Annotated in this window: 18 protein-coding genes, 1 tRNA gene and 1 pseudogene; 11 read left to right on the forward strand and 9 right to left on the reverse strand. The window is 60.3% G+C overall.

Going from position 1 to position 20,582, the window contains the following annotated elements:
- Window positions 1-492 precede the first annotated feature (492 nt).
- Both AC1DUU_RS05270 and AC1DUU_RS05275 read right to left on the reverse strand, forming a co-directional pair.
- Window positions 493-636: pseudogene (locus AC1DUU_RS05270) on the reverse strand (SDR family oxidoreductase); the annotation flags it as partial.
- A 34-nt stretch (window positions 637-670) separates the two neighbouring features.
- Window positions 671-1,471, reverse strand: coding sequence for a DUF72 domain-containing protein (locus tag AC1DUU_RS05275; RefSeq protein WP_476782370.1), 801 nt, complete (start codon window positions 1,469-1,471; stop codon window positions 671-673).
- Between the two features lie 310 nt (window positions 1,472-1,781).
- Between AC1DUU_RS05275 and AC1DUU_RS05280 the strand changes: the two genes are divergently transcribed.
- Entirely contained in the window at window positions 1,782-2,795 is a 1,014-nt protein-coding gene (locus AC1DUU_RS05280) for a hypothetical protein (RefSeq protein WP_476782371.1), read from the forward strand.
- A 291-nt stretch (window positions 2,796-3,086) separates the two neighbouring features.
- Complete coding sequence (locus AC1DUU_RS05285; protein WP_476782372.1) at window positions 3,087-3,716, forward strand: MBL fold metallo-hydrolase; 630 nt, start codon at window positions 3,087-3,089, stop codon at window positions 3,714-3,716.
- A 49-nt stretch (window positions 3,717-3,765) separates the two neighbouring features.
- Here AC1DUU_RS05285 and uvrA read toward each other — a convergent pair whose 3' ends face one another.
- On the reverse strand, window positions 3,766-6,690 hold the full coding sequence (gene uvrA / locus AC1DUU_RS05290; RefSeq protein WP_476782373.1) for an excinuclease ABC subunit UvrA: 2,925 nt from the start codon (window positions 6,688-6,690) through the stop codon (window positions 3,766-3,768).
- A gap of 788 nt (window positions 6,691-7,478) precedes the next feature.
- Here uvrA and AC1DUU_RS05295 point away from each other — a divergent pair.
- The gene (locus AC1DUU_RS05295) at window positions 7,479-8,192 is read left to right on the forward strand and encodes an aspartate/glutamate racemase family protein (protein ID WP_476782374.1); all 714 of its coding nucleotides are present in this window, start codon (window positions 7,479-7,481) and stop codon (window positions 8,190-8,192) included.
- A 201-nt stretch (window positions 8,193-8,393) separates the two neighbouring features.
- On the opposite strand, the gene AC1DUU_RS05300 is transcribed toward AC1DUU_RS05295, so the two are convergent.
- Window positions 8,394-8,906 carry an AAA family ATPase gene (locus AC1DUU_RS05300; RefSeq protein ID WP_476782375.1) on the reverse strand — a complete coding sequence of 171 codons (513 nt, stop codon included), beginning with the start codon at window positions 8,904-8,906 and terminating at the stop codon, window positions 8,394-8,396.
- 76 nt (window positions 8,907-8,982) lie between these two features.
- A complete protein-coding gene (locus AC1DUU_RS05305) occupies window positions 8,983-9,345 on the reverse strand; it encodes a hypothetical protein (protein WP_476782376.1) in 363 nt (120 codons plus the stop codon).
- Between the two features lie 830 nt (window positions 9,346-10,175).
- Between AC1DUU_RS05305 and AC1DUU_RS05310 the strand changes: the two genes are divergently transcribed.
- Window positions 10,176-10,241 (forward strand) — tRNA-Val (locus tag AC1DUU_RS05310).
- A 39-nt stretch (window positions 10,242-10,280) separates the two neighbouring features.
- On the opposite strand, the gene AC1DUU_RS05315 is transcribed toward AC1DUU_RS05310, so the two are convergent.
- Together AC1DUU_RS05315 and AC1DUU_RS05320 are read right to left on the reverse strand one after the other, a co-directional pair.
- A complete protein-coding gene (locus tag AC1DUU_RS05315) occupies window positions 10,281-10,655 on the reverse strand; it encodes an MmcQ/YjbR family DNA-binding protein (RefSeq protein ID WP_476782377.1) in 375 nt (124 codons plus the stop codon).
- Between the two features lie 217 nt (window positions 10,656-10,872).
- A complete protein-coding gene (locus AC1DUU_RS05320) occupies window positions 10,873-11,829 on the reverse strand; it encodes a diguanylate cyclase domain-containing protein (protein ID WP_476782378.1) in 957 nt (318 codons plus the stop codon).
- 104 nt (window positions 11,830-11,933) lie between these two features.
- Between AC1DUU_RS05320 and AC1DUU_RS05325 the strand changes: the two genes are divergently transcribed.
- The 4 genes from AC1DUU_RS05325 (at window position 11,934) to AC1DUU_RS05340 (ending at window position 15,616) form a co-directional block, all read left to right on the forward strand.
- Window positions 11,934-12,467: an EthD family reductase gene (locus AC1DUU_RS05325; protein WP_476782379.1), complete on the forward strand. Its 534-nt coding sequence runs from the start codon at window positions 11,934-11,936 to the stop codon at window positions 12,465-12,467.
- A gap of 206 nt (window positions 12,468-12,673) precedes the next feature.
- Entirely contained in the window at window positions 12,674-13,261 is a 588-nt protein-coding gene (gene ssb / locus AC1DUU_RS05330) for a single-stranded DNA-binding protein (protein WP_476782380.1), read from the forward strand.
- Window positions 13,262-13,545: 284 nt separating this feature from the next.
- On the forward strand, window positions 13,546-15,027 hold the full coding sequence (locus AC1DUU_RS05335; RefSeq protein WP_476782381.1) for an MltF family protein: 1,482 nt from the start codon (window positions 13,546-13,548) through the stop codon (window positions 15,025-15,027).
- Between the two features lie 76 nt (window positions 15,028-15,103).
- Window positions 15,104-15,616, forward strand: coding sequence for a ClbS/DfsB family four-helix bundle protein (locus tag AC1DUU_RS05340; protein ID WP_476782382.1), 513 nt, complete (start codon window positions 15,104-15,106; stop codon window positions 15,614-15,616).
- A 120-nt stretch (window positions 15,617-15,736) separates the two neighbouring features.
- On the opposite strand, the gene AC1DUU_RS05345 is transcribed toward AC1DUU_RS05340, so the two are convergent.
- Complete coding sequence (locus AC1DUU_RS05345; RefSeq protein WP_476782383.1) at window positions 15,737-16,366, reverse strand: MarC family protein; 630 nt, start codon at window positions 16,364-16,366, stop codon at window positions 15,737-15,739.
- 251 nt (window positions 16,367-16,617) lie between these two features.
- Here AC1DUU_RS05345 and gyrA point away from each other — a divergent pair, with 251 nt between their 5' ends.
- Window positions 16,618-19,401, forward strand: coding sequence for a DNA gyrase subunit A (gene gyrA, locus AC1DUU_RS05350; RefSeq protein ID WP_476782384.1), 2,784 nt, complete (start codon window positions 16,618-16,620; stop codon window positions 19,399-19,401).
- A gap of 104 nt (window positions 19,402-19,505) precedes the next feature.
- Here the strand turns inward: gyrA and AC1DUU_RS05355 are convergent, their stop codons facing one another.
- Entirely contained in the window at window positions 19,506-19,658 is a 153-nt protein-coding gene (locus tag AC1DUU_RS05355) for a hypothetical protein (RefSeq protein WP_476782385.1), read from the reverse strand.
- Window positions 19,659-19,863: 205 nt separating this feature from the next.
- Here AC1DUU_RS05355 and coaD point away from each other — a divergent pair, with 205 nt between their 5' ends.
- A complete protein-coding gene (coaD, locus tag AC1DUU_RS05360) occupies window positions 19,864-20,364 on the forward strand; it encodes a pantetheine-phosphate adenylyltransferase (RefSeq protein ID WP_476782386.1) in 501 nt (166 codons plus the stop codon).
- A 17-nt stretch (window positions 20,365-20,381) separates the two neighbouring features.
- Window positions 20,382-20,582, forward strand: a 201-nt coding sequence (locus AC1DUU_RS05365; RefSeq protein WP_476782387.1) for a peptidylprolyl isomerase, incomplete at its 3' end; no start/stop codon positions are given.

Genomic DNA, 20,582 nt, shown 5'->3' on the forward strand with positions numbered 1-20,582 from the left:
CCGACCTCCTGCCAGCCCGGCACCGGCGCTTCCCCCCGAGCCCGGTGCGCACCGGGGTCCCGTGGAAGATCGCGAGGAGAATGATACGGGAGGTTGGAAGGGCGTGGAAAAACAGAGGCGGCTATCCACGATGGTTGCTGACAGATGGTGACAGCGGACGACGCCTTATGAAGCCAAACCTACAGGTCGCGATCCTTCGCACCCCCCTCTGGCCTGCCGGCCATCTCCCCCACATGGAGGGAGATCACGCCGTCATCGGCGCCCCAGCCAATCACCAAGCTGTCATCCGCAGCCCTGTAATCTGCGATCTTGCAGGGGGAGCACCGCCGTGGACGCGACTAATCTCCCTCCTTGTGGGGGAGATGGCCGGCAGGCCAGAGGGAGGTGCGAAGGAATGAGAGCGTGAAAGTCAGGAGGCAAAAATCGTCAAGAAACATGCGGATYGTGGCACATTTCTCCACGCCCCGCGAAATACGAAGCCCGGCTGCTCGATCAGGCGTTTGTGCCGCCGTCGATGGAGAGCGCGGCACCGGTGACAAAGCGGCTTTGCGTACCGGCAAGCCATGCCACCAGGCTGGCAATGTCGTTTGGCGACGACATTGACCGTGCATGGGATGCGTTGACTTCAGGCTCCGGGAGACGGGCCGAGGCCTGAAGCGGCAAGAAGCATCTAGCCGTTGATCCGCTTCATGAATGCCATGGCGCCGAAGGGCGCACGGACTTTGCCTTCAGTGATGAAGTAGACAAACACGTCGCGCGGCTTGACCGGCGCCTCTGCAGTGGGATCGGCGCGGGGCAGATCGGTCGGTACGCCACCGGCAGACCAGACTTTCGCACGTTCGGTCCACTCGTCGAGGCCCTTCGGCGTGTAGCAGTCATGATTGTCGTCGCTGCCGGTCTGCAGCCGCGCATATACGAAATCGCCCGTCACGTCAGCGATCGCCGGATATTTGACGTGGTCGGCATAGACGATGGCGACATTGTGCTTGCGGGCCAATGCGGCGAATTCCGGGACGACGAAGGAATCGTGCCGCACCTCGACCGCATGGCGCAGTTTCACGCCATCCTGCTTTTCCGGCAGAAGCTTGAGGAAGGCGCCGAAATCATCTTCGTCGAACTTCTTGGTCGGCGCGAACTGCCACAGGATCGGTCCGAGCTTTTCGCCCAGAGCTGCCACACCAGACCCCAAAAACCGCGTCATCGACTCGCCGGCCTCGCCGAGCACGCGGCGGTTGGTGACGAAGCGGTTGCCCTTGAGCGCATAGACAAAGCCGTCGGGGGCCTCATTCGCCCATTTCAGGAAGGTCGGCTCCTTGAAGGAAGAATAATAGGTGCCATTGACCTCGATGGTCGGCACCTGCTGGGTGGCAAACTGCAGTTGCTTCGCCTTGGACAGCTTCTCAGGATAGAACGTGCCTTCCCAGGGCTCGAACGTCCAGCCGCCCATGCCTGCACGGATTTTTCCGGTCATTGCTACCATCCCTACGAATACGTGGCCAAATGTCGGCCATTACTAGCCGAAGTCGCAATGCAGGTCACAGATGCAGTTGCGCATGGGTACATCATACTGACAAAATTTCTGTATCCGCCGAAACGGCCAGCTTAACCACCATTGCCAAGCGCTTCAAAATCTTGATTGAAGTTTTACGGTTCATTTTCTGCTCATGGCTATGTATTTGCCTCAAGCGATCACAGCGCAAAGGATAAATACATTGTCCACGTCCGCACAAATAACTTCGAGCCATCACTCGTCAACTTTTTCACTTCAGGCGCGCCTTGGAATGGTTGCCGCAGCATTGGTCACTCTGCTGTGCCTGGTGATATTCGATGCTACCGTCAACGATCGCACGCTGCTCGAAAAGGACAGGGGAGACTGGTCGACGTCTGGGCTGGTCAGGCCCATCGTGACATTCTTTGCGGCCTGCCTGCTCGTCCTTGGCTTGCGGCCCCACCCATCGACGGCGCGCCCGCTTGAAAACCGATCGGGCTTGCTCGGCGTGGCGTATTTCATGGGGGGAGTGCTGATGCTCACCACGGCAAGCGTGATTTTCGCGCCGCAGATACTGTTCGAGATGGTGCGCGAAGGGCAGACAGTCAGCAACCTCACCGAGTTGGCCTTCCTGATCGCACTTGCCGGCCTTAGCGCTGCTGGATGGCGCGCGCGCCGCGACCGGGCACGGGTATTCGGCGTTCCCGTGCCGTTGATCTTCGTGGCGATGTTTGCCGTAACCTTCCTCATTCTCATGGAAGAAATGTCTTGGGGCCAGCATTGGATCGGCTGGTCGGCGGGGCCCATGTTCGAAGGCAACGCCCAGAACGAGACGAACCTGCACAACTTCGCCACCTACAGATTCGAAGCCGCCTATTATTCGGCGGCGTTCGTGTTCTTCGTCGCTTTGCCGGCGTTCTGGCCTGCACGGGTCAGCGGCTTTTGGCGGCAGGTGGAAGGGTTCGTTCCGCCCAAGCTGCTCGCGCTGGCGAGCCTGCCGCTGACCGGCTTTCTCTTCGAGGAATGGAGCATCGTACCCTATCAGGTCTGGTTCTTCATGGGATCGCTGATCGCCCTGCAACTGGCAGCCGAACTTCGGCACGAGCGGCGCGCGCTCCGAGCGGCCGGGCTGATCATGGCGATGCTGCTTCCCGTTTCCCATCTCGTTTTCGTCTTTGGCGGGCACCGCATGCTGGACGGCTACGAGTTGTCGGAGATCCGCGAGTTGCTGATCCCCGTTATCATCGCGGCTTACGGCTGGTGGCTATTTTCAAGCCGAGCCGAGGCAGGCCGCTTTGCGGGGTGACCGGCGGCAGTATTCCGCTACGTGCGTCGTTCATGCGCACTCCAAAAACCGATTGCAAGATAAGATCAGTTAACTTAATCTGCAACCAGTTGCACRATGCAACCATCATGGCTGCGTCGGCGTGAGCAAAGGAAGTGCCATGGCCGAGCCCTCGCGTTTGGAATGAACCAGTTCCTGGGCGGCTGCGTCGGCCATATGGCGTTTAAGCCAAGCCCCACGCTCTTCCGCCACTTCATCGGGTGCATGCGCGGCCTGGCCGGCAGCGTGCAAGATGTTGAAGGAGATGGAAAGATGAACGCCTACGCCTCAGTCACCATCACGCCAATCCTCGTTGCCGATTTGAACGTCGAGGGCGAGCGTATGCCAGTCTACGTGCACGTCATCGATCATCCCGATGCGCGCATACTGGTCGACACCGGCATGACGGAGCTGCACCCGGCGGTGGTGGCCGCCTTCGATCCCTGCCTCTATCCACTGAGCAAGCAGGACTTCGACCTCGCCAGCATCGACATGGTCGTCAACACTCACCTGCACGCCGACCATTGCGGCGGCAACCACCTCTTCGCCGGCAAGCCGATCTACGTCCAGCGTCGTGAGCTCGACGATGCGCACAGCGACCAGAACGAATACCCCCTTCGCGAGTGGGTCGATGCACCCGGCGTAAGGTATGTGCCGGTCGACGGCGAATTCGAGCTGCTTCCAGGGCTCCGGCTCGTCCCGGCGCCCGGCCACACAGCCGGCATGCAGGTTGTCGTGATCGAGACTGGCGGGCGCCCGGTCGTCGTTGGCGGCGACGTGGCGGTTTGGTTCGGCGAGCTTGACGAGCCGCGCAGCGAAGGCCAGCTGCGGGTGCTCGCTCTCGATCCCGTACTGGTCTGGCTCAYGCACGAGCACGAGCCGTGGCGACCCCGCACCCTATAAGGCATCACGCCGGCGCCCCAGCGCAAGCCGTCCGGCGCGGCGCCAGACGCTACTCCGCCGCCTCGCGTTTCCTCGCCCCCGGGCGGCGCTCCAGCAACTCCTTGAGGAACTGGCCGGTGTAGCTGCGCGGTTCGGCGACGATGTCTTCGGGCCGGCCCGAGGCCACCAGTTCGCCACCGCCGTCGCCGCCCTCGGGGCCGAGGTCGAGCACCCAGTCGGCGGTCTTGATGACCTCGAGATTGTGCTCGATGACCACGACCGTGTTGCCCTGGTCGACCAACTCGTGGAGGACTTCGAGCAGCTTGGCGATGTCGTGGAAGTGCAGGCCGGTGGTCGGCTCGTCCAAGATGTAGAGCGTCTTGCCGGTGGCCTTGCGCGACAGCTCCTTGGCCAGCTTGATGCGCTGGGCCTCGCCGCCCGACAGCGTGTTGGCCTGCTGGCCGATATGGATGTAGCCGAGGCCGACCTKGTTGAGCGTCATCAGCTTGTCGCGCACGACGGGTACGGCGGCGAAGAACTCGACGCCTTCCTCGACGGTCATGTCGAGCACATCGGCGATCGACTTGCCCTTGAACAGCACGTCAAGCGTTTCGCGGTTGTAGCGCTTGCCGTGGCAGACGTCGCAGGTGACGTAGACGTCGGGCAGGAAGTGCATCTCGATCTTGATGACGCCGTCGCCCTGGCAGGCCTCGCAGCGGCCGCCCTTGACGTTGAAGGAGAAGCGGCCGGGCTGATAGCCGCGCGCCTTGGCCTCCGGCAGGCCGGCGAACCAGTCGCGGATAGGTGTAAACGCGCCTGTGTAGGTGGCAGGATTGGAGCGCGGCGTACGTCCGATCGGCGACTGGTCGATGTCGATGACCTTGTCGAGGAATTCGAGACCCTCGATGCGGTCATGCTCGGCCGGGTGCTCGCGCGAGCCCATGATGCGGCGCGACGCCGCCTTGAACAGCGTCTCGATCAGGAAGGTCGACTTGCCGCCGCCCGACACGCCGGTGACGGCGGTGAAGGTGCCGAGCGGGATCTCGGCGGTGACGCCCTTCAAATTGTTGCCGCGCGCGCCGACGACCTTGATGCGCCGGTTCTTCTTCAGTTCGCGCCGCACGGCCGGCATGGCGATCTCGAGTTCGCCCGACAGATATTTGCCGGTGATCGAGTTCGGATTGGCCATGACCTGCTGCGGCGTGCCTTCGGCAATGATGCTGCCGCCATGGATGCCGGCGGCCGGGCCCATGTCGACGACATAGTCAGCCGTCAGGATCGCGTCCTCGTCATGCTCGACGACGATGACGGTGTTGCCGATGTCCCTGAGGTGGCGCAGCGTGTCGAGCAGGCGGGCGTTGTCGCGCTGGTGCAGGCCGATCGACGGCTCATCGAGCACGTAGAGCACGCCGGTCAGGCCCGAGCCGATCTGAGACGCCAGGCGGATGCGCTGGCTTTCGCCGCCCGACAGCGTGCCYGAGTTGCGTGACAGCGTCAGATATTCAAGGCCGACATCGTTGAGGAAGCGCAGCCGCTCGCGGATTTCCTTGAGGACGCGAACGGCGATCTCGTTCTGCTTGTCGTTGAGGGAAGCGGGCAGCGCCTCAAACCAGGCATTGGCCTTGCGGATCGACTGTTCGGTGACTTCGCCGATGTGCTTGCCGGCGATCTTGACGGCCAGCGATTCCGGCTTGAGCCGATAGCCATTGCAGGCAGGGCAGGGCGTGGCCGACATGAAGCGCTCGATCTCCTCGCGCATCCAGGCGGATTCGGTCTCCTTCCAGCGGCGCTGGAGATTGGGGATGACGCCTTCGAAGGTCTTGGTCGTCTTGTAGGAGCGCAGGCCGTCGTCATAGTTGAAGGTGATTTCCTTCGCGCCGGTGCCGTGCAGTATCGCTTCTTGCGCTTCCACCGAAAGGTCGCGCCAGCGGTCGCCGATCTTGAAGCCATAGACCTTGCCGAGCGCTTCCAGCGTCTGGCTGTAATAGGGCGACGTCGACTTGGCCCAGGGCGCAACAGCGCCTTCACGCAGCGAGACGTGATCTTCCGGCACGATCAGTGCCGGGTCGATGGCACGCTGGTTGCCGAGGCCATCGCAGGTAGGGCAGGCGCCAAACGGGTTGTTGAATGAAAACAGCCTTGGCTCGATCTCCGGGATGGTGAAACCCGACACCGGACAAGCAAATTTTTCTGAAAAAAGAATGCGTTCGTGGGTTTCGTTCGCGGATTTGTTGACAGCGTCCACGCCGGTCTGGCTGGCGTCCAGCGGCTTGTCGGCGAATTCGGCGACTGCCAGGCCCTCGGCGAGCTTGAGCGCGGTTTCCATCGAATCGGCGAGACGGGTGGCGAGGTCAGGCCGCACGACGATACGGTCGACGACGACATCGATGTCGTGCTTGTACTTCTTGTCGAGCGCAGGCGCTTCGCCGATCTCGTAGAAGGCGCCGTCTATCTTGACGCGCTGGAAGCCTTTCTTCTGGAGTTCGGCGAGCTCCTTTTTGTACTCGCCCTTCCGGCCGCGAACGATGGGCGCCAGGATGAACAGGCGGGTGCCCTCGTCGAACGCCAGAACGCGGTCGACCATCTGCGAAACCGTCTGGCTCTCGATCGGCAGCCCTGTGGCCGGCGAATAGGGCACGCCGACACGCGCAAACAGCAGGCGCATATAGTCGTAGATCTCGGTGACGGTGCCGACTGTCGAGCGCGGGTTCTTCGAGGTCGTCTTCTGCTCGATCGAGATCGCCGGCGACAGGCCGTCGATCTGGTCGACGTCAGGCTTCTGCATCATCTCGAGGAACTGGCGGGCATAGGCCGACAGGCTCTCGACATAACGGCGCTGGCCCTCGGCATAGATGGTGTCGAAGGCGAGCGAGGATTTGCCCGAGCCCGACAGGCCGGTCATGACGATCAGCCTGTCGCGTGGCAGGTCGAGATCGATGTTCTTGAGATTGTGTTCGCGCGCACCGCGAATGGAAATGTACTTGTGATCGGCCATTGCCGCGCCGCCGCCTCAAATCTGGAATTGCTCGGAGTGGCGGGTTTGCCCGACCATCCCCTCATGTAGGTATTTTCGCCGCCCGGTCGAGAGGCGTCGTCAGCAAATGCGTTTAAGCGCCTTTGGCGGGCAGGGGCAAGTGAAAAGAACAAAGGCCGAACGACCTCCTGACAACGGTATGGCAGGAGCATTGGCTGAGGCCGGACACCGGAATCGGCCCTGCGATCACATCTTTTCCCTCTCTAACAATTGTAGTTGACGTAGCGGAATCGGAGATGCAAACTCCTGAGGTCGCCTGAGGCCGAGCCTCCTCTGAGGGCTCCTCACCATGCTACGGTCGGTCTGCGAGACGCCGCAGACACGCGAGTTGAGCAGCAGGCGAACAAACGGTGCAACTGACGYAGGAGCTAGGCATGACTCCACCGGACAGTCCCAAAAGGTTCCGCTAACAAGCCGGAGCCGCAGCAGGCGCAGGTGCCTGACTTTCCCTTAGTGCAAAGTTCTCGCAAACCGCGACCCGTTGATCCCCCTACAATTTGAAACCATTGGTCGGATCGTTGGCCAAGCCACGAAGCATCCGAGAGAGCAAGCCGGTAAACCACTCCCGGCAGTCAAGGGTATAACCCGACAACAGGCCCCGTGCGCTCCTGGGAGCGGCGGGGCCATTTTTTGGTCCGGGAATTGTGCGGCGATTTCCTGCTGGCGATCTCTTGCGCAGCCGGTTTGCAATGCCGATCTGCGTTGCACTGCCGTGAATGGGAGCGGTGGCAAAGCTGGGGGAAGTTGTCATGACAGTTCGCCAGACAAAGCTGATCGGGTTGCTGGGCGGCATGAGCTGGGAATCCAGCGCGCTTTATTACCGGCTGCTGAATACTGCCACGCATCGGCGCATGGGCGGGCATCACAACGCACGCTCGCTGATGTTCACGCTCGATTTCGACGAGCTCAATGCGCTTGCCGCCCAGGGCGACTGGAAAAAAGTGGCGGCAGTGATTTCGGATGCGGCGCGCAGCCTGGAAAAGGCCGGTGCCGAATTCGCCATGCTTACGGCGGTCACAGCCCATACGGTGGCCGACCAGGTGGCGGAGGCGATCGGCATTCCGCTGCTGCATATCGTTGATCCGACAGGTGAAGCGATCCGTGCCAAGGGCCTCGCGCGCGTCGGGCTTCTGGGCACGCGTTACACGATGGAACTGGGCTTTTTCGCCGAGCGGATGCGGAAACAATTTGGCATCGAGGTGATCGTTCCACCCGAGGACCAGCGCACGGCGCTGCACCGGATCATCATAGAAGAACTGACCCTTGGCGTGATCGAAGAAAAGTCCAAGCGAGCACTTTTGCGGATCGCAAACGACTTGGGCGCACGCGGCGCAGAAGCCGTCGTTGTCGCCTGCACCGAACTGCCGCTATTGCTCGATATGGATGCCTATCCGATGCCGGCCTTCGATGTGGTGAAGCTGCATGCCGAGGCGGCAGTGGAGCGGGCGTTGGGGGAGAGCTGAGGCGGGCGACATTGGCCACAGTCACACACTGGATGGCAGAGGGCGCAAAACCGACCAACGGAACCGAGCGTCCTGAGCCGATGAGGGCGATGCCCAGCGGTGGAGTAGCCCAGTAGGCCGTCGCGCTCACAACGCGAAGGTCGCAGGTTCAAATCCTGCCCCTGCAACCAGATCGAAACAACGGCAAGCACGGCGATTACGTCACCCACTGAGTACGGTGTCTACCACTTGCTCTACGTTCATAGCGGATGAATCGATCCAATGACCGATACGAGGCGTCTCGCGGGAAAGGGCATCGGCAAGGACAGAGGGAGGGAACCCGTCGGAATATCCAGTCTTTGACCGGTCTCTATCCCGCTGAGCCAAGACTTCCGCTGAAGGGGCCAATACCACCACTCGCGGATTGAGGTCACAAAGGCGCTCGACGGCGGCGACCAGGTCATTCCCGATGAGAATGTCCTGGTAGACCACGGTGAAGCCCGCATCGAAATAGCGACGCACAGCATCAGTCGCGATCTGCTGCCGGAGGGTTAGCTGCGCCCGAGCTTCCGCGTCGAGAGTAGCTCCCATCGCCGCGGCGCCATTTACGATCATGCGGCGGAACACGTCGCCGCCGACGAGTGCAGATCTGGGGAAACGTTTGACCAGCGCTTTGGCARCGGTGGTTTTGCCGGCGGCCATGGCGCCGGTGATCACAAAGAGAGATTGAGCCATGCGGTTAGAGTACCTAGCCAGCTGACGTTTGCAATCAGATCAGGACGGCGGACGGACGAGGCTCAGGCCCGTGAAGTCAACCTTCGTAGGCGAAATATACTTTGCCGCGTGCAGGGTCGACGATGGTGAGGCTGCCCCCTCGACCATATGAGTAAAATGAGCCGGGGGTGGAAATGGCACGATTTGCTTCAGCATCGCGGCCTTCCTCGACAAAGATATCGTGATCGACGAATTTGACGATCGATATCTGACCATCGAAAGTCGGTTTCATCGAATCCGTCGACGGGTCGTAACTTTGCAACTCTCGGTCCCCCTTATCTAAAGGGGTGGTGCGCCATTTACTGGTGCCGCCGTCGAGCAAAGCAGCAAGCTGGTCGCCTTGCGCGCGCCCACTCTGCACTGGCAGCCGTGAGGGTATAAACGACGAAGCCTGCCTCATTGTCACCCGGCATAAAGCCAAGGCCAAAGTTCTCTTCAAGGCGGTACTCTACCAGCGACAATTCAAGGGGGGGCAGGTAGACGTGCCTGATCTGGCCCTCGATCCACGATCACGGAACGGACGTAGAGGCAGACTACGACAACCAAACCGACGGCAACGATGGTCCTGCGCCGATTGGAAGCAGTCATATGAAACCTCGAAAAGAGAAGGGATGGGAAGCGAGCGGTCCAGCCGGCCTGATCACCACCAACCGATCGTTGCGCCGAATGGATGGATGCCGGCGAGGAGCGCGCCAACGCATCTCTTCCCAATTAACCGTGGCTTTGGCGGTCATGGTTCCCCTCCCTGCATGAAACCCCAAGGGACCACACATGGCGCGGACCGACAAGCAGCAGCGCTTCATCGCCGAATACCTCGTCGATCTAAACGCTGCGCCCCTGGTGGAGCAGCCCGGTAGCTCGCCAGCCTCATAAGCTGGAGGACGCAGGTTCAAATCCTGCCCCTGCAGCAAGATCATGAAACGGGTGGCTCAGTCCATGAAGGCGCGTCACCATAGCTTCATCTCAAATGATGAGGCATGCCATGGTGACCGGGTTCCTTGCATTCCACCAGATAGCCGCGCAACGAGGAGATGGGCTTCGCCCAGAGCTGGTCAAGGCGCCAAGCCGCCCGAACCTGGTGCCGACGCTTCATCAGGCGATAACGATTGAACAACTCAAAGTGTTGAACTCAAAGGGGACCCTATCCGACCCCCGACCCAGGGAAGCAATTCGGGAGTAGCGCCCCGATTGGGATCGCCGCTTGGTTGGATGCCGGGCAGCAGTTTAGCAGGGTGGCGCGAAGGTCAGCGCGTACGGTTCACAACCGGAAGGCCCTCGGTTCAAATCCGATCCCCAATCAAATTGGGCGCTTCGTTATGGATTGTTCAAGGAAAGCTATTGGGCCTTCGTTATCTCATAGCTCTTATCGATAAGTGCGTAGATAGCGCTATCTTTGACCGAACCGTCCAGGAGCACTGTGATCCAGTTCTCCTTGTTCATGTGGTAGCCGGGAAAGATGCTTTTCCTGTCGATGAGCGAACCGATCAGCGCCGGGTCGCACTTCAAATCCAGTATGTCGACAGTTCCTTCCCCAGAGATCCCCAGCTTCTGTTTCGGAACAATCAGCATAGCAGCATACCATTTCGAGTTGCTCTTATTCCGCAAAATGGCGTTGTTTGGAAATTTGGCCCAAAGGAACTCCGGTTCGGTTCCGTATTGTGTTTTCACATATTTGAGGACCGTGTTCAGGCCGGGACTGTTGAATGCCATTTCTCATCTCCTTTTCAGAAGGCGTCGCACGACCAATTCAATCCCGCCTCATAGGTAATCAGACGTGGCGCTAACCGACAAGCAGCAGCGCTTCGCTGGCGAATACCTTGTCGATCTGAACAGAGTGCAATGGAGAAGGGCCAGCCTGCCGACGATGTTGGCGAAACAAGAAAGCCGAACAACGAAGCGAATTGGCCACGTTCGCCAGATCGCAATGTCAGAATTTCGCGGATCCATTGCGACGATGCGTGGTGGCGTCGCCTGAGTTCCCTAGATGCTGCCCGATCAATTCGGAGCGGACGTCGATGAGATCGCCGCTGGATTTTGCTGCGTACATCAGCCTGTCGGCCTGGTCCAGAAGGGCGTCGAACGACACGCCAGCCGACGCCTCGGCTAGGCCAATCGCGGCGCCGACCTGGATCAGGTTTTCGTCGATCATGATCAGTTCCGCGATCGCTTTTGCCAGATCGAAGTAGCGGGCAAGCGAAAACGGGTCACCGGCCTCGTACGAAGACACAATCCCGAACTCGTCGCCGCCAAGGCGAGCGACGAAATCCCCTTTGCTGCCCCACGCGACGAGCCTGCTGGCGATGACCTGAAGCAGCCGATCGCCTGTCGAATGTCCGAACCTGTCATTGACGCGCTTGAAGCGGTTGAGGTCGATGTAAGCCAGGAACAGCCGCGTTTCCGACGACAATTTGGCCAACGCTCCGCGCAGATGAGTTTCGAAGGAGGATCGGTTTTGGATGCCGGTCATCACATCGACTTGCGCGGCATGCAAGATCGCCTGCTCGAACGTCTTGCGTTCGGAGTTGTCGAGAAGGATCTCGATGTCGAAGCTATCCCCGGCAATCCGTYGCCGCTGCGCACTTATGAGCGTCGGTATGATACGCCCGCTCGAGTGCTGCATTTCCACTTCAGCGAGCTCGTAAAAGCCCTGCGTTTCGAGCAGCTTCATCCTCTCGCCGCGAGCCGGATCGTCGATCGAATAGGGCAGGTCGACCCCGAGAGGTTGTCCGTCAATCTCGTTCCACGTACGCCCAATCATGCGGAGATAGGCCGGGTTCACCTTGATGTAACGAGAGTTGTGGTCGGTGGTGGAAATCGAAAACGGCACCGGTGACAGCTCGAACAGATCTCTCAAAGCCGCATCAAGAACATCTTCTGAGATCATCGCCCAACTGCCGCCCACTCTCCCACGATGGCCAAATGGGTAGCGTCAGCCTGTTAAATATCGCTGAATAACCGGGCAACAGAAGCTGTCGCAAGATCGCTTCGTTGATTTTGAACTTCTCGGCGACCGAAACAGTGCTTCGCCGCTGGCGTGGTCACGAAGCACGGCTTGCGCGACAGCGGTGGCGCCGGCTCGGCCARCCAATTGAGCGTTTTCGTTTGTACGAAAACACCGTTCGACCTTGGGTGCATTCCAGGCGCATTTCGTTTTCCTGCGACGCGGACACATGCGACACTCCCCTGACGTCAGGCAATCAAGGGGAAGCAAAGATGGCCAAATTGATTGTGATGTACAAGACACCGACGGATGCCAAGGCGTTCGACAGGCACTACCTCGAAACGCACATTCCGATCGCAAAGACGATCCCGGGTCTGCGAAAATACGAAATCAGCCAAGGTCCAATTGCGACGCCGGACGGCCCCTCGGACTATCATTTGGTCGCAACCCTGCAGTTCGACGATCTTGCTGCCATTCAACACGCTTTTGCGAGCCCCAACGGGCAAGCAGCAGCGAAGGACGTTCAAGGCTTCGCAACCGGCGGAGTCGACATGTTTTTGTTCGAGGATCTGGAAATCTAATCCGCAGGAACTGTTGACGCCAGCGAATGGATGCACCAGGGACGCTTGCCATTTATCGCTATTGCCGCTAGAACAAAAAAGGAACAAAACTATTTGTGGACAGCATGTGCTTTTCCGCTGGCGGGCGCGCATGCTTGTAGGCGATGGGCTAATGTGCGCCCTCATATTTTCTTGGAATTGGTTTCGGACGAGCGCGGAGCGGTGTCATGGCAGGTAGCGTCAACAAGGTCATTCTGGTCGGCAATCTGGGTGCTGACCCTGAAATCCGCCGGCTCAATTCCGGCGAGCCGGTGGTCAACCTGCGCATCGCGACGTCAGAAAGCTGGCGCGACAAGAATTCCGGCGAGCGCAAGGAAAAGACCGAGTGGCATCAGGTCGTCATCTTCAACGACAACCTCGCCAAGGTCGCCGAGCAGTACCTGAAAAAGGGCATGAAGGTGTACATCGAAGGCCAGCTCCAGACCCGCAAATGGGAGAAGGACGGCATCGAACGCTACACCACCGAAATCGTGCTGCAGAAGTTCCGCGGCGAGCTGCAGATGCTCGATGCGCGCGGCCAAGGTGGTGATGCCGGCTACAGCGGCGGTGGCGGTGGTGGCCAGGTCGGTTATGGCGGCGGCCAAGGTGGTGGTGGCTATGGCGGCGGTGGCGGCGGACGTGGTTCCGACTTCGGCCAGTCGAGCCCGACCGACAGCTACGGCGGCGGTCGCGGCGGCTCGGGCGGCGGCGGTGGCCGCAGTGGCGGCCAGGGCGGCGGTTCGTCGCGCGATCTCGACGACGAAATCCCGTTTTGATGACAACCGCTCGGGTGTGCGATGGGCTTCGAGCTGATCGGACACCCGGCGAGCTCGGGCTGCGGGTGTAATGCCGTTGGCCGTCAGCCAGAGTGCAGTTGTGGGTCAACCACCTCTCGATTGGCGCGCGCCTTCGGTGAAGGATATGTGATGCCGGCAAGATAGCCGGCGGTTTTGACGGGGCTTTCGGCACCTGGGCGGTGCCATCAGGGCTGTATTTGACAGCCGCGCGGTTCTCGATTGGGCCACGATCCGTGGGGGCGTGTATGGTTGATGGGTGGGCTTTGAGCGCGCGCAGCGCAAAGACGCTGTGCGCCGTTGTCGTTGGCTTTTTGACCTTGCTTGTGGCGTCGATAACGACGGGCCTGGCGCAGTCGAACGATCCCGCGCGGCCTCCGCTTGTCTCCAAACATCTCGGTGATCTCGATGGAATGGCTGAGCGTCGGATGGTGTGGATCATCGTGCCGTTCAGCAAGACGATCTATTTTGTCGATCGGGGGCAGCAGTTCGGAACCGCCGTCGAGTTTGGCCGGGCGCTGGAACAGCAGCTCAACAAGGGCAAGAAGAAAGAGGTCGACAAGATCCGGGTCGGCTTTGTTCCCTTGCCGCGTGATCGCCTTTTGCCAGCGCTCGAAGAAGGGCTCGGCGATATCGTCATGGCAAACCTCACTGTCACCCAGGCACGCCTGTCGCAGGTGGATTTCACCGAACCGCTTTATGGCGAGGCGAGCGAAGTCCTTGTCACCGGTCCGGCAGCTCCTGCCATCGCGTCTATCGCCGATCTCGCCGGGCAAGAAATTCGGGTTCGGCTCTCCAGCAGCTATTACGAGCACCTGGCGGCCTTGAATGCGGATTTCGAGAAGAATGGCCGCAAGCCCATTCACATCAAGCCGATCGACGACAATCTGGAGGATGAAGATCTGCTCGAGATGGTCAATGCCGGCCTGTTGAKCTGGACCRTCATCGACAAGCACAAGGCCGATATCTGGGCGAAGGTTTTTACCGATATCGCGGTACGCTCAGACATCGTCATTTCGGACCATGACCAGATCGCCTGGGCGATCCGCAAGGACAGCCCCAAACTCAAATCCGTGCTCGACGATTTCATCAAGACGCATCGGATCGGAACGACTTTCGGCAATATCATCCGAAACAATTACTACAAGAGCGACAAGATGCTGAAGCGCGCCTATGCGCCGGCGGATGTCGAGAAATTCAAGACGCTAGTCGAGATCTTCCGCAAATATGGCGGAGCTTATTCCTTCGACTATGTGCTGCTGATGGCGCAGGGCTACCAGGAGTCGCAGCTCAATCAATCATTGCGGAGCCCGCGTGGTGCGGTCGGCATCATGCAATTGCTGCCGTCGACCGCTGCTGACAAGTCGATCAACATCTCGGGCATCGACACGGATGAGGACAGGAATGTCGAGGCAGGTTCCAAATACCTCCGCCACCTGATCGACACCTATGTCGATGACGAGGGTGTCGCGCCGCGGGACAGGGTGCTGCTGGCGTTTGCCGCCTACAACGCCGGCCCGGCGAATTTGCGGAAATTCAGATCCAAGGCAAAGGACATGGGGCTCGACCCGAATGTCTGGTTCGGCAATGTCGAGCATTCGGCGGCCGAGATCGTCGGCCGCGAAACCGTCCAGTATGTCAGCAACATCTACAAGTACTACGTCGCCTACGATCTTCTGGCCCAGCGTCTGACAGCGCAGAATGGCGACGGCGCAAATATCGCGAAACCGGCTTCATCATCGAACTGAACTTGGACCGCAATCCGCATCATTGTAGCGGCCAAGGTGACGCTGTCCGTGGCCACCGGGGCGGCAAGGGCAAGATATGACAATCCCGCAGAACAAGGCCGAGCTGCTCTCGGCCATCAACTCCGACTACGACAGGCTGGCGCGGGATCTTGCGACCATACCGGAGCATCTCGCCACGGATGAGACCCTGGAGGGACACGCAAAGGGCACGATGATGAGTGTCCGCGACCTGGTCTCGTATCTCATTGGCTGGAACGAGCTGGTACTCAAATGGCATGCGCGTAAGCGTGCCGGTGAAAGCGTCGATTTTCCGGAGACGGGCTTCAAGTGGAACGAACTCGGGAAACTGGCGCAGAAGTTTTATAGCGACTATGCGGAGCTGCCGTTGCCAGCGCTGCTGGAGCGTTTTGCCGATGCCAAGGCGCAGATCGTGGCGCTGGTGGAAGGCTACAGCGACACTGAGCTGTATGGCTCGCCGTGGTACGAGAAATACACGATGGGCCGGATGATCCAGTTCAACACGTCGTCGCCTTACGAGAATGCGCGCGGCCGGTTGCGCAAGTGGAAGAAGGCGAAGGAGTTGGTCTGATCGGTTCGCCCGGATAGTCGTTGCAGGCAGGACAATCACGAAAGCCGATGAATCTGTACAAGGCGATCGCCTCGGTGAAATCGTCTGTCTCGCTGGGCCAAGAGTTCGTTCGGCGGCAACCTACATCGCCGCCAGTTCCTTGATGCCGTCGGCGACGAACTGCACTGCGAGTGCTGCGAGAATGACGCCGAGCAGGCGGGTGAGGATCGAACGGCCGGTCTGGCCGAGAAACTGGTCGATGCGCTCAGCCAGGATGAACACCAGGTAAGTCACCGCCAGGCAGGCGAGGATGATGAGCACGAGCGCCGCTTGCCCAGCCCATCCCTGGAACGAGCCGGAGAGCAGCACAGTGGCCGAAATGGCGCCTGGGCCGGCGATCAGCGGAATGGCGAGCGGGAAGGCGGCGATGTTGTGGATGTGGTCACGCGTGATCGCGACATCCGAGATCTTCTCCTTGCGGTCCTGCCGCTTTTCGAAAACCATTTCGAAAGCGATGAAGAACAACAAGAACCCGCCCGCCACACGGAAGGCCGGCAGCGTGATGCCGAAGACGGTGAGGATGACCTTGCCTGCCACGGCGAAGATGGCGAGCACAATAAAGGCTATGATGCTTGCCCGCACCGAGACCTGCAGGCGCTGGTCGCGATTCATGCCACGCGTCACCGCCAAAAACAGCGGCGCTAGGCCTGGCGGGTCGATGGTTACGAGGATGGTGACGAAGGCATTGAAAACAGTGTCGAAAAGCGGCATTCGGCATCTCCCCGGCGAAAGCAGGCTAACCCGAGCGCGTCCGCGGCGCCAGTGCCATTGCGCATGATTGATGTGTGATGCGCATCCAAAGGGCAACAGAGCTGACGGACTAACTGTCGCGGATCATGTCCCGGCGGCTATCCTTTTGATATCTAGTGTTAAATCAACGTTGGAAAAGCGCGCCCAAAATTGGTCATTCGCAGGCCATTCCTATATAAGGAGCAAATGATTCCTAAMATGCGTGATCAAAGTTGACCGACCAGAAATCACCGCGCGGACCTGACGGTCCCTCCGGCATCGAGCCGATTTCCATCATCGAGGAGATGCAGCGCTCCTATCTCGATTACGCCATGAGCGTGATCGTGAGCCGGGCGTTGCCCGACGTGCGCGACGGCATGAAGCCGGTGCATCGCCGCATCCTCTATGCCTCGCATGAGAGCGGCTACCACTGGAACCGCAAATATGTGAAGTCGGCACGCCCCGTCGCCGACGTGATGGGTAAATATCACCCGCATGGCGACGCTTCGATCTATGACGCCTTGGTGCGCATGGCGCAGCATTGGTCGATGAGCGTGACGCTGATCGACGGGCAGGGCAATTTCGGTTCGATCGATGGCGATCCGCCCGCAGCGATGCGCTACACCGAGGCGCGCCTGACCAAGGTCGCGCACGAATTGCTCGAGGACATCGACAAGGATACTGTCGATTTCCAGGACACCTACGATGCCTCGGGCAGCGAGCCACGCGTCCTGCCGGCACGCTTTCCAGCACTGCTGGTCAATGGCGCGGGCGGCATCGCCGTCGGCATGGCGACCAATATCCYGCCGCACAACCTGGTCGAGATCTGCAACGGCACCATTGCCGTCATGGAAAACCCCGCGATCGACCTGCCCGACCTGATGGAGATCATTCCCGGTCCGGACTTCCCGACCGGCGCCCTGATCCTTGGGCGCTCGGGCATCTACAATGCCTATTCGACCGGCCGCGGCTCGGTCATCATGCGCGGCAAGGTCAATATCGAGCAGCGGGCGGGCGACCGCGAGTCGATCATCATCACCGAAGTTCCCTATCAGGTGAACAAGGCGACGATGATCGAGAAGATGGCCGAACTGGTGCGCGACAAGCGCATCGAAGGCATCTCCGACATCCGCGACGAGAGCGACCGCCAGGGCTACCGCGTCGTCATCGAGCTCAAGCGCGATGCCAACGCCGAGGTCATCCTCAACCAGCTCTATCGCTTCACCCCGCTGCAGACTTCGTTCGGCGCCAATATGGTGGCGCTCAACGGCGGCAAGCCGGAAGTGCTGACGCTGCTCGACATGCTGAGGGCGTTTGTTACCTTCCGCGAAGAGGTGATCAGCCGGCGCACCAAGTTCCTGCTCAAGAAGGTGCGCGACCGCGCGCATGTCTTGGTCGGCTTGGCGATCGCCGTTGCCAATATCGACGAGGTCATCAAGCTTATCCGTGCCGCGCCCGATCCGCAGACGGCGCGCGAGCAGTTGATGACGCGACGCTGGCCGGCATCCGATGTCGAGTCGCTGATTCAGCTGATCGAAGATCCGCGCCACCGCATCAATGAAGATGGCACGTATAATCTTTCGGAAGAGCAGGCCCGTGCCATTCTCGAGCTGCGCCTGCAGCGCCTGACGGCACTTGGCCGCGACGAAATCGCCGACGAGCTGAACAAGATCGGCGCCGAGATCACCGACTATCTCGACATCCTGTCGTCACGCGCCCGCATCCAGCAGATCGTCAAGGACGAGCTGATTGCCGTGCGCGACGAGTTCGGAGTGCCGCGCCGCACGGAGATCACCGACGGCGGCGCCGACATGGACGACGAGGACCTGATCCCGCGTGAGGACATGGTCGTCACCGTCAGCCATTCCGGCTACATCAAGCGCGTGCCGCTGTCGCTCTACCGGGCTCAGCGCCGCGGCGGCAAGGGCCGCTCGGGAATGTCGACGAAGGACGAGGATTTCGTCACCCGCCTGTTCGTGGTCAACACGCATACGCCGGTGCTGTTCTTCTCCTCGCGCGGCATCGTCTACAAGGAAAAGGTCTGGCGCCTGCCGATCGGCAATCCGCAATCGCGCGGCAAGGCCTTGATCAACCTGCTGCCGCTCGAACAGGGCGAACGCATCACAACGATCATGCCGCTGCCCGAGGACGAGGCGCAATGGGCCGAACTCGACGTGATGTTCGCGACCACGCGCGGCACGGTGCGCCGCAACAAGCTTTCGGACTTCGTCCAGGTCAACCGCAATGGCAAGATCGCCATGAAGCTGGAGGAAGAAGGCGACGAGATCCTCGGCGTCGAAACCTGCACTGACAATGACGATGTGCTTCTGACCGCCGATTCCGGCCAGTGCATCCGCTTCCGTGTCGACGACGTACGCGTGTTCCAGAGCCGCAATTCAGTTGGCGTGCGCGGCATCAGCATGGGCGAGGGCGACCGCGTTATCTCGATGGCGGTCATCGAGCATGTCGAAGCGAGCCCGGCGGAACGCGCCGCCTACCTCAAGCGTTCGGTTGCCGAGCGGCGACTGGCCGCAGGCGCTGTTGCTGGGGAAGACGAAGAGATCGCGCTGACCAACGAGGAAGTCGGCGAAGAAGCCGACATTTCCGAAGAACGCTACCAGTTCCTGACCCAGCACGAGCAGTTCGTGCTGACTGTCACCGAATATGGCTATGGCAAGCGCTCGTCGTCATACGATTTCCGCCTGACCAACCGCGGCGGCAAGGGCATTCGCGCCACCGACGTGTCGAAGGCAGCGGAAATCGGCAAGCTGATTGCGACCTTCCCAGTCGGCGGCGACGACCAGATCATGCTGGTATCGGATGGCGGCCAGGTGATCCGTGTGCCGGTCGAGGGCATTCGCTTTGCCAGCCGCGCCACCAAGGGCGTGACCATCTTCAATACCGCTGATGGCGAAAAGGTGGTTTCCGTCGAGCGGATTTCCGAGCCGCAAGGCGAGGACGAGGCTGACGAAGCATCCAATGGCGATGCCCCGGCGAGCGAAGAAAGCTTATCTTAGCCCACGCCGAGCAGCTTTGCTGTTCAAGGCGTTAGGCCGGGACACTTAGGAAGAGAAAGAAGCGGCGCCGAGGCGCCGCTTTTGCCTGGAGGGGCAGAAACTGTTCAAAGCGGGGTGCGCGGGTTGCGCCAGCCGGGAAGTTGGATGCGCGAGGTTTGCACCTTGGTGCGAACGCGATGTGCCTCATGATGGAGGCTGAAAGCAGTGGCAACGAGCATGGCTACGGTCATGGCGGTGGCGAGCAAATAGATCATCATGGCGCTGTCCTCCTGCTCGAAACAACGGACGAGACGCCGTTTGGTTTCATCGACTATGGAGATGGTTTATTCACATCCGCTTGAACTGATCCTGAAATTGCCGTTCATGGCGCATTCATTTCGTAAACCAATCGCCGGCCCCAAGAGGGTCACGTGGCGGCAAAGTGCGCTTCCACCTTCGGCGCCGATGTTCTAGAAGCAGCCTATGATTGATCGCATTGCCATCTACGCCGGGTCCTTCGACCCGCTCACCAACGGCCATCTCGACGTGCTCAAGGCGTCGCTGGCTGTGGCCGACGTCGTTTATGCTGCAATAGGCATTCACCCCGGCAAGAAGCCGCTGTTTTCGTTCGAAGAACGCGTGGCGCTGATCGAAGAAGCGACGAAAGCCGAATTCGGCGAAGATGGCGGCCGCATCAAGGTCGTCGCCTTCGACGGGCTGGTGATAGATGCGGCGCACAAGCATGGCGCCTCGATCATGATCCGCGGCCTGCGCGACGGCACAGACCTCGACTACGAGATGCAGATGGCGGGCATGAACGAGACCATGGCGCCGGAACTGCAGACGGTTTTCCTGCCCGCGAGCCCTTCGGTTCGCACGATTACTGCCACACTTGTCCGCCAGATAGCCTCGATGGGCGGCGACATCCGTCCTTTCGTACCAGCGGCAGTCGCCGGTGCGCTTACGGCCAAATTCGCGAAATAATTTCGGAGTATCGGAAAATGCAGCTCAGGAAGCTTGCCTCGTCCTTCGTTGTCCTCGCCGGCCTGCTGGCCGGATCGGTTGCGGCCTTTGCCGCTGAGCCGGAGAACACGATGATCATCACGCTCAAGGGTGGCGACGTGACGGTGGCGCTGCGCCCCGACCTGGCACCCAAGCATGTCGCCCAGATCAAGGAGTTGGTGCGTGAAGGCGCTTATGAC

The organism is Aminobacter sp. P4_H6_2 (genome assembly GCF_056400805.1).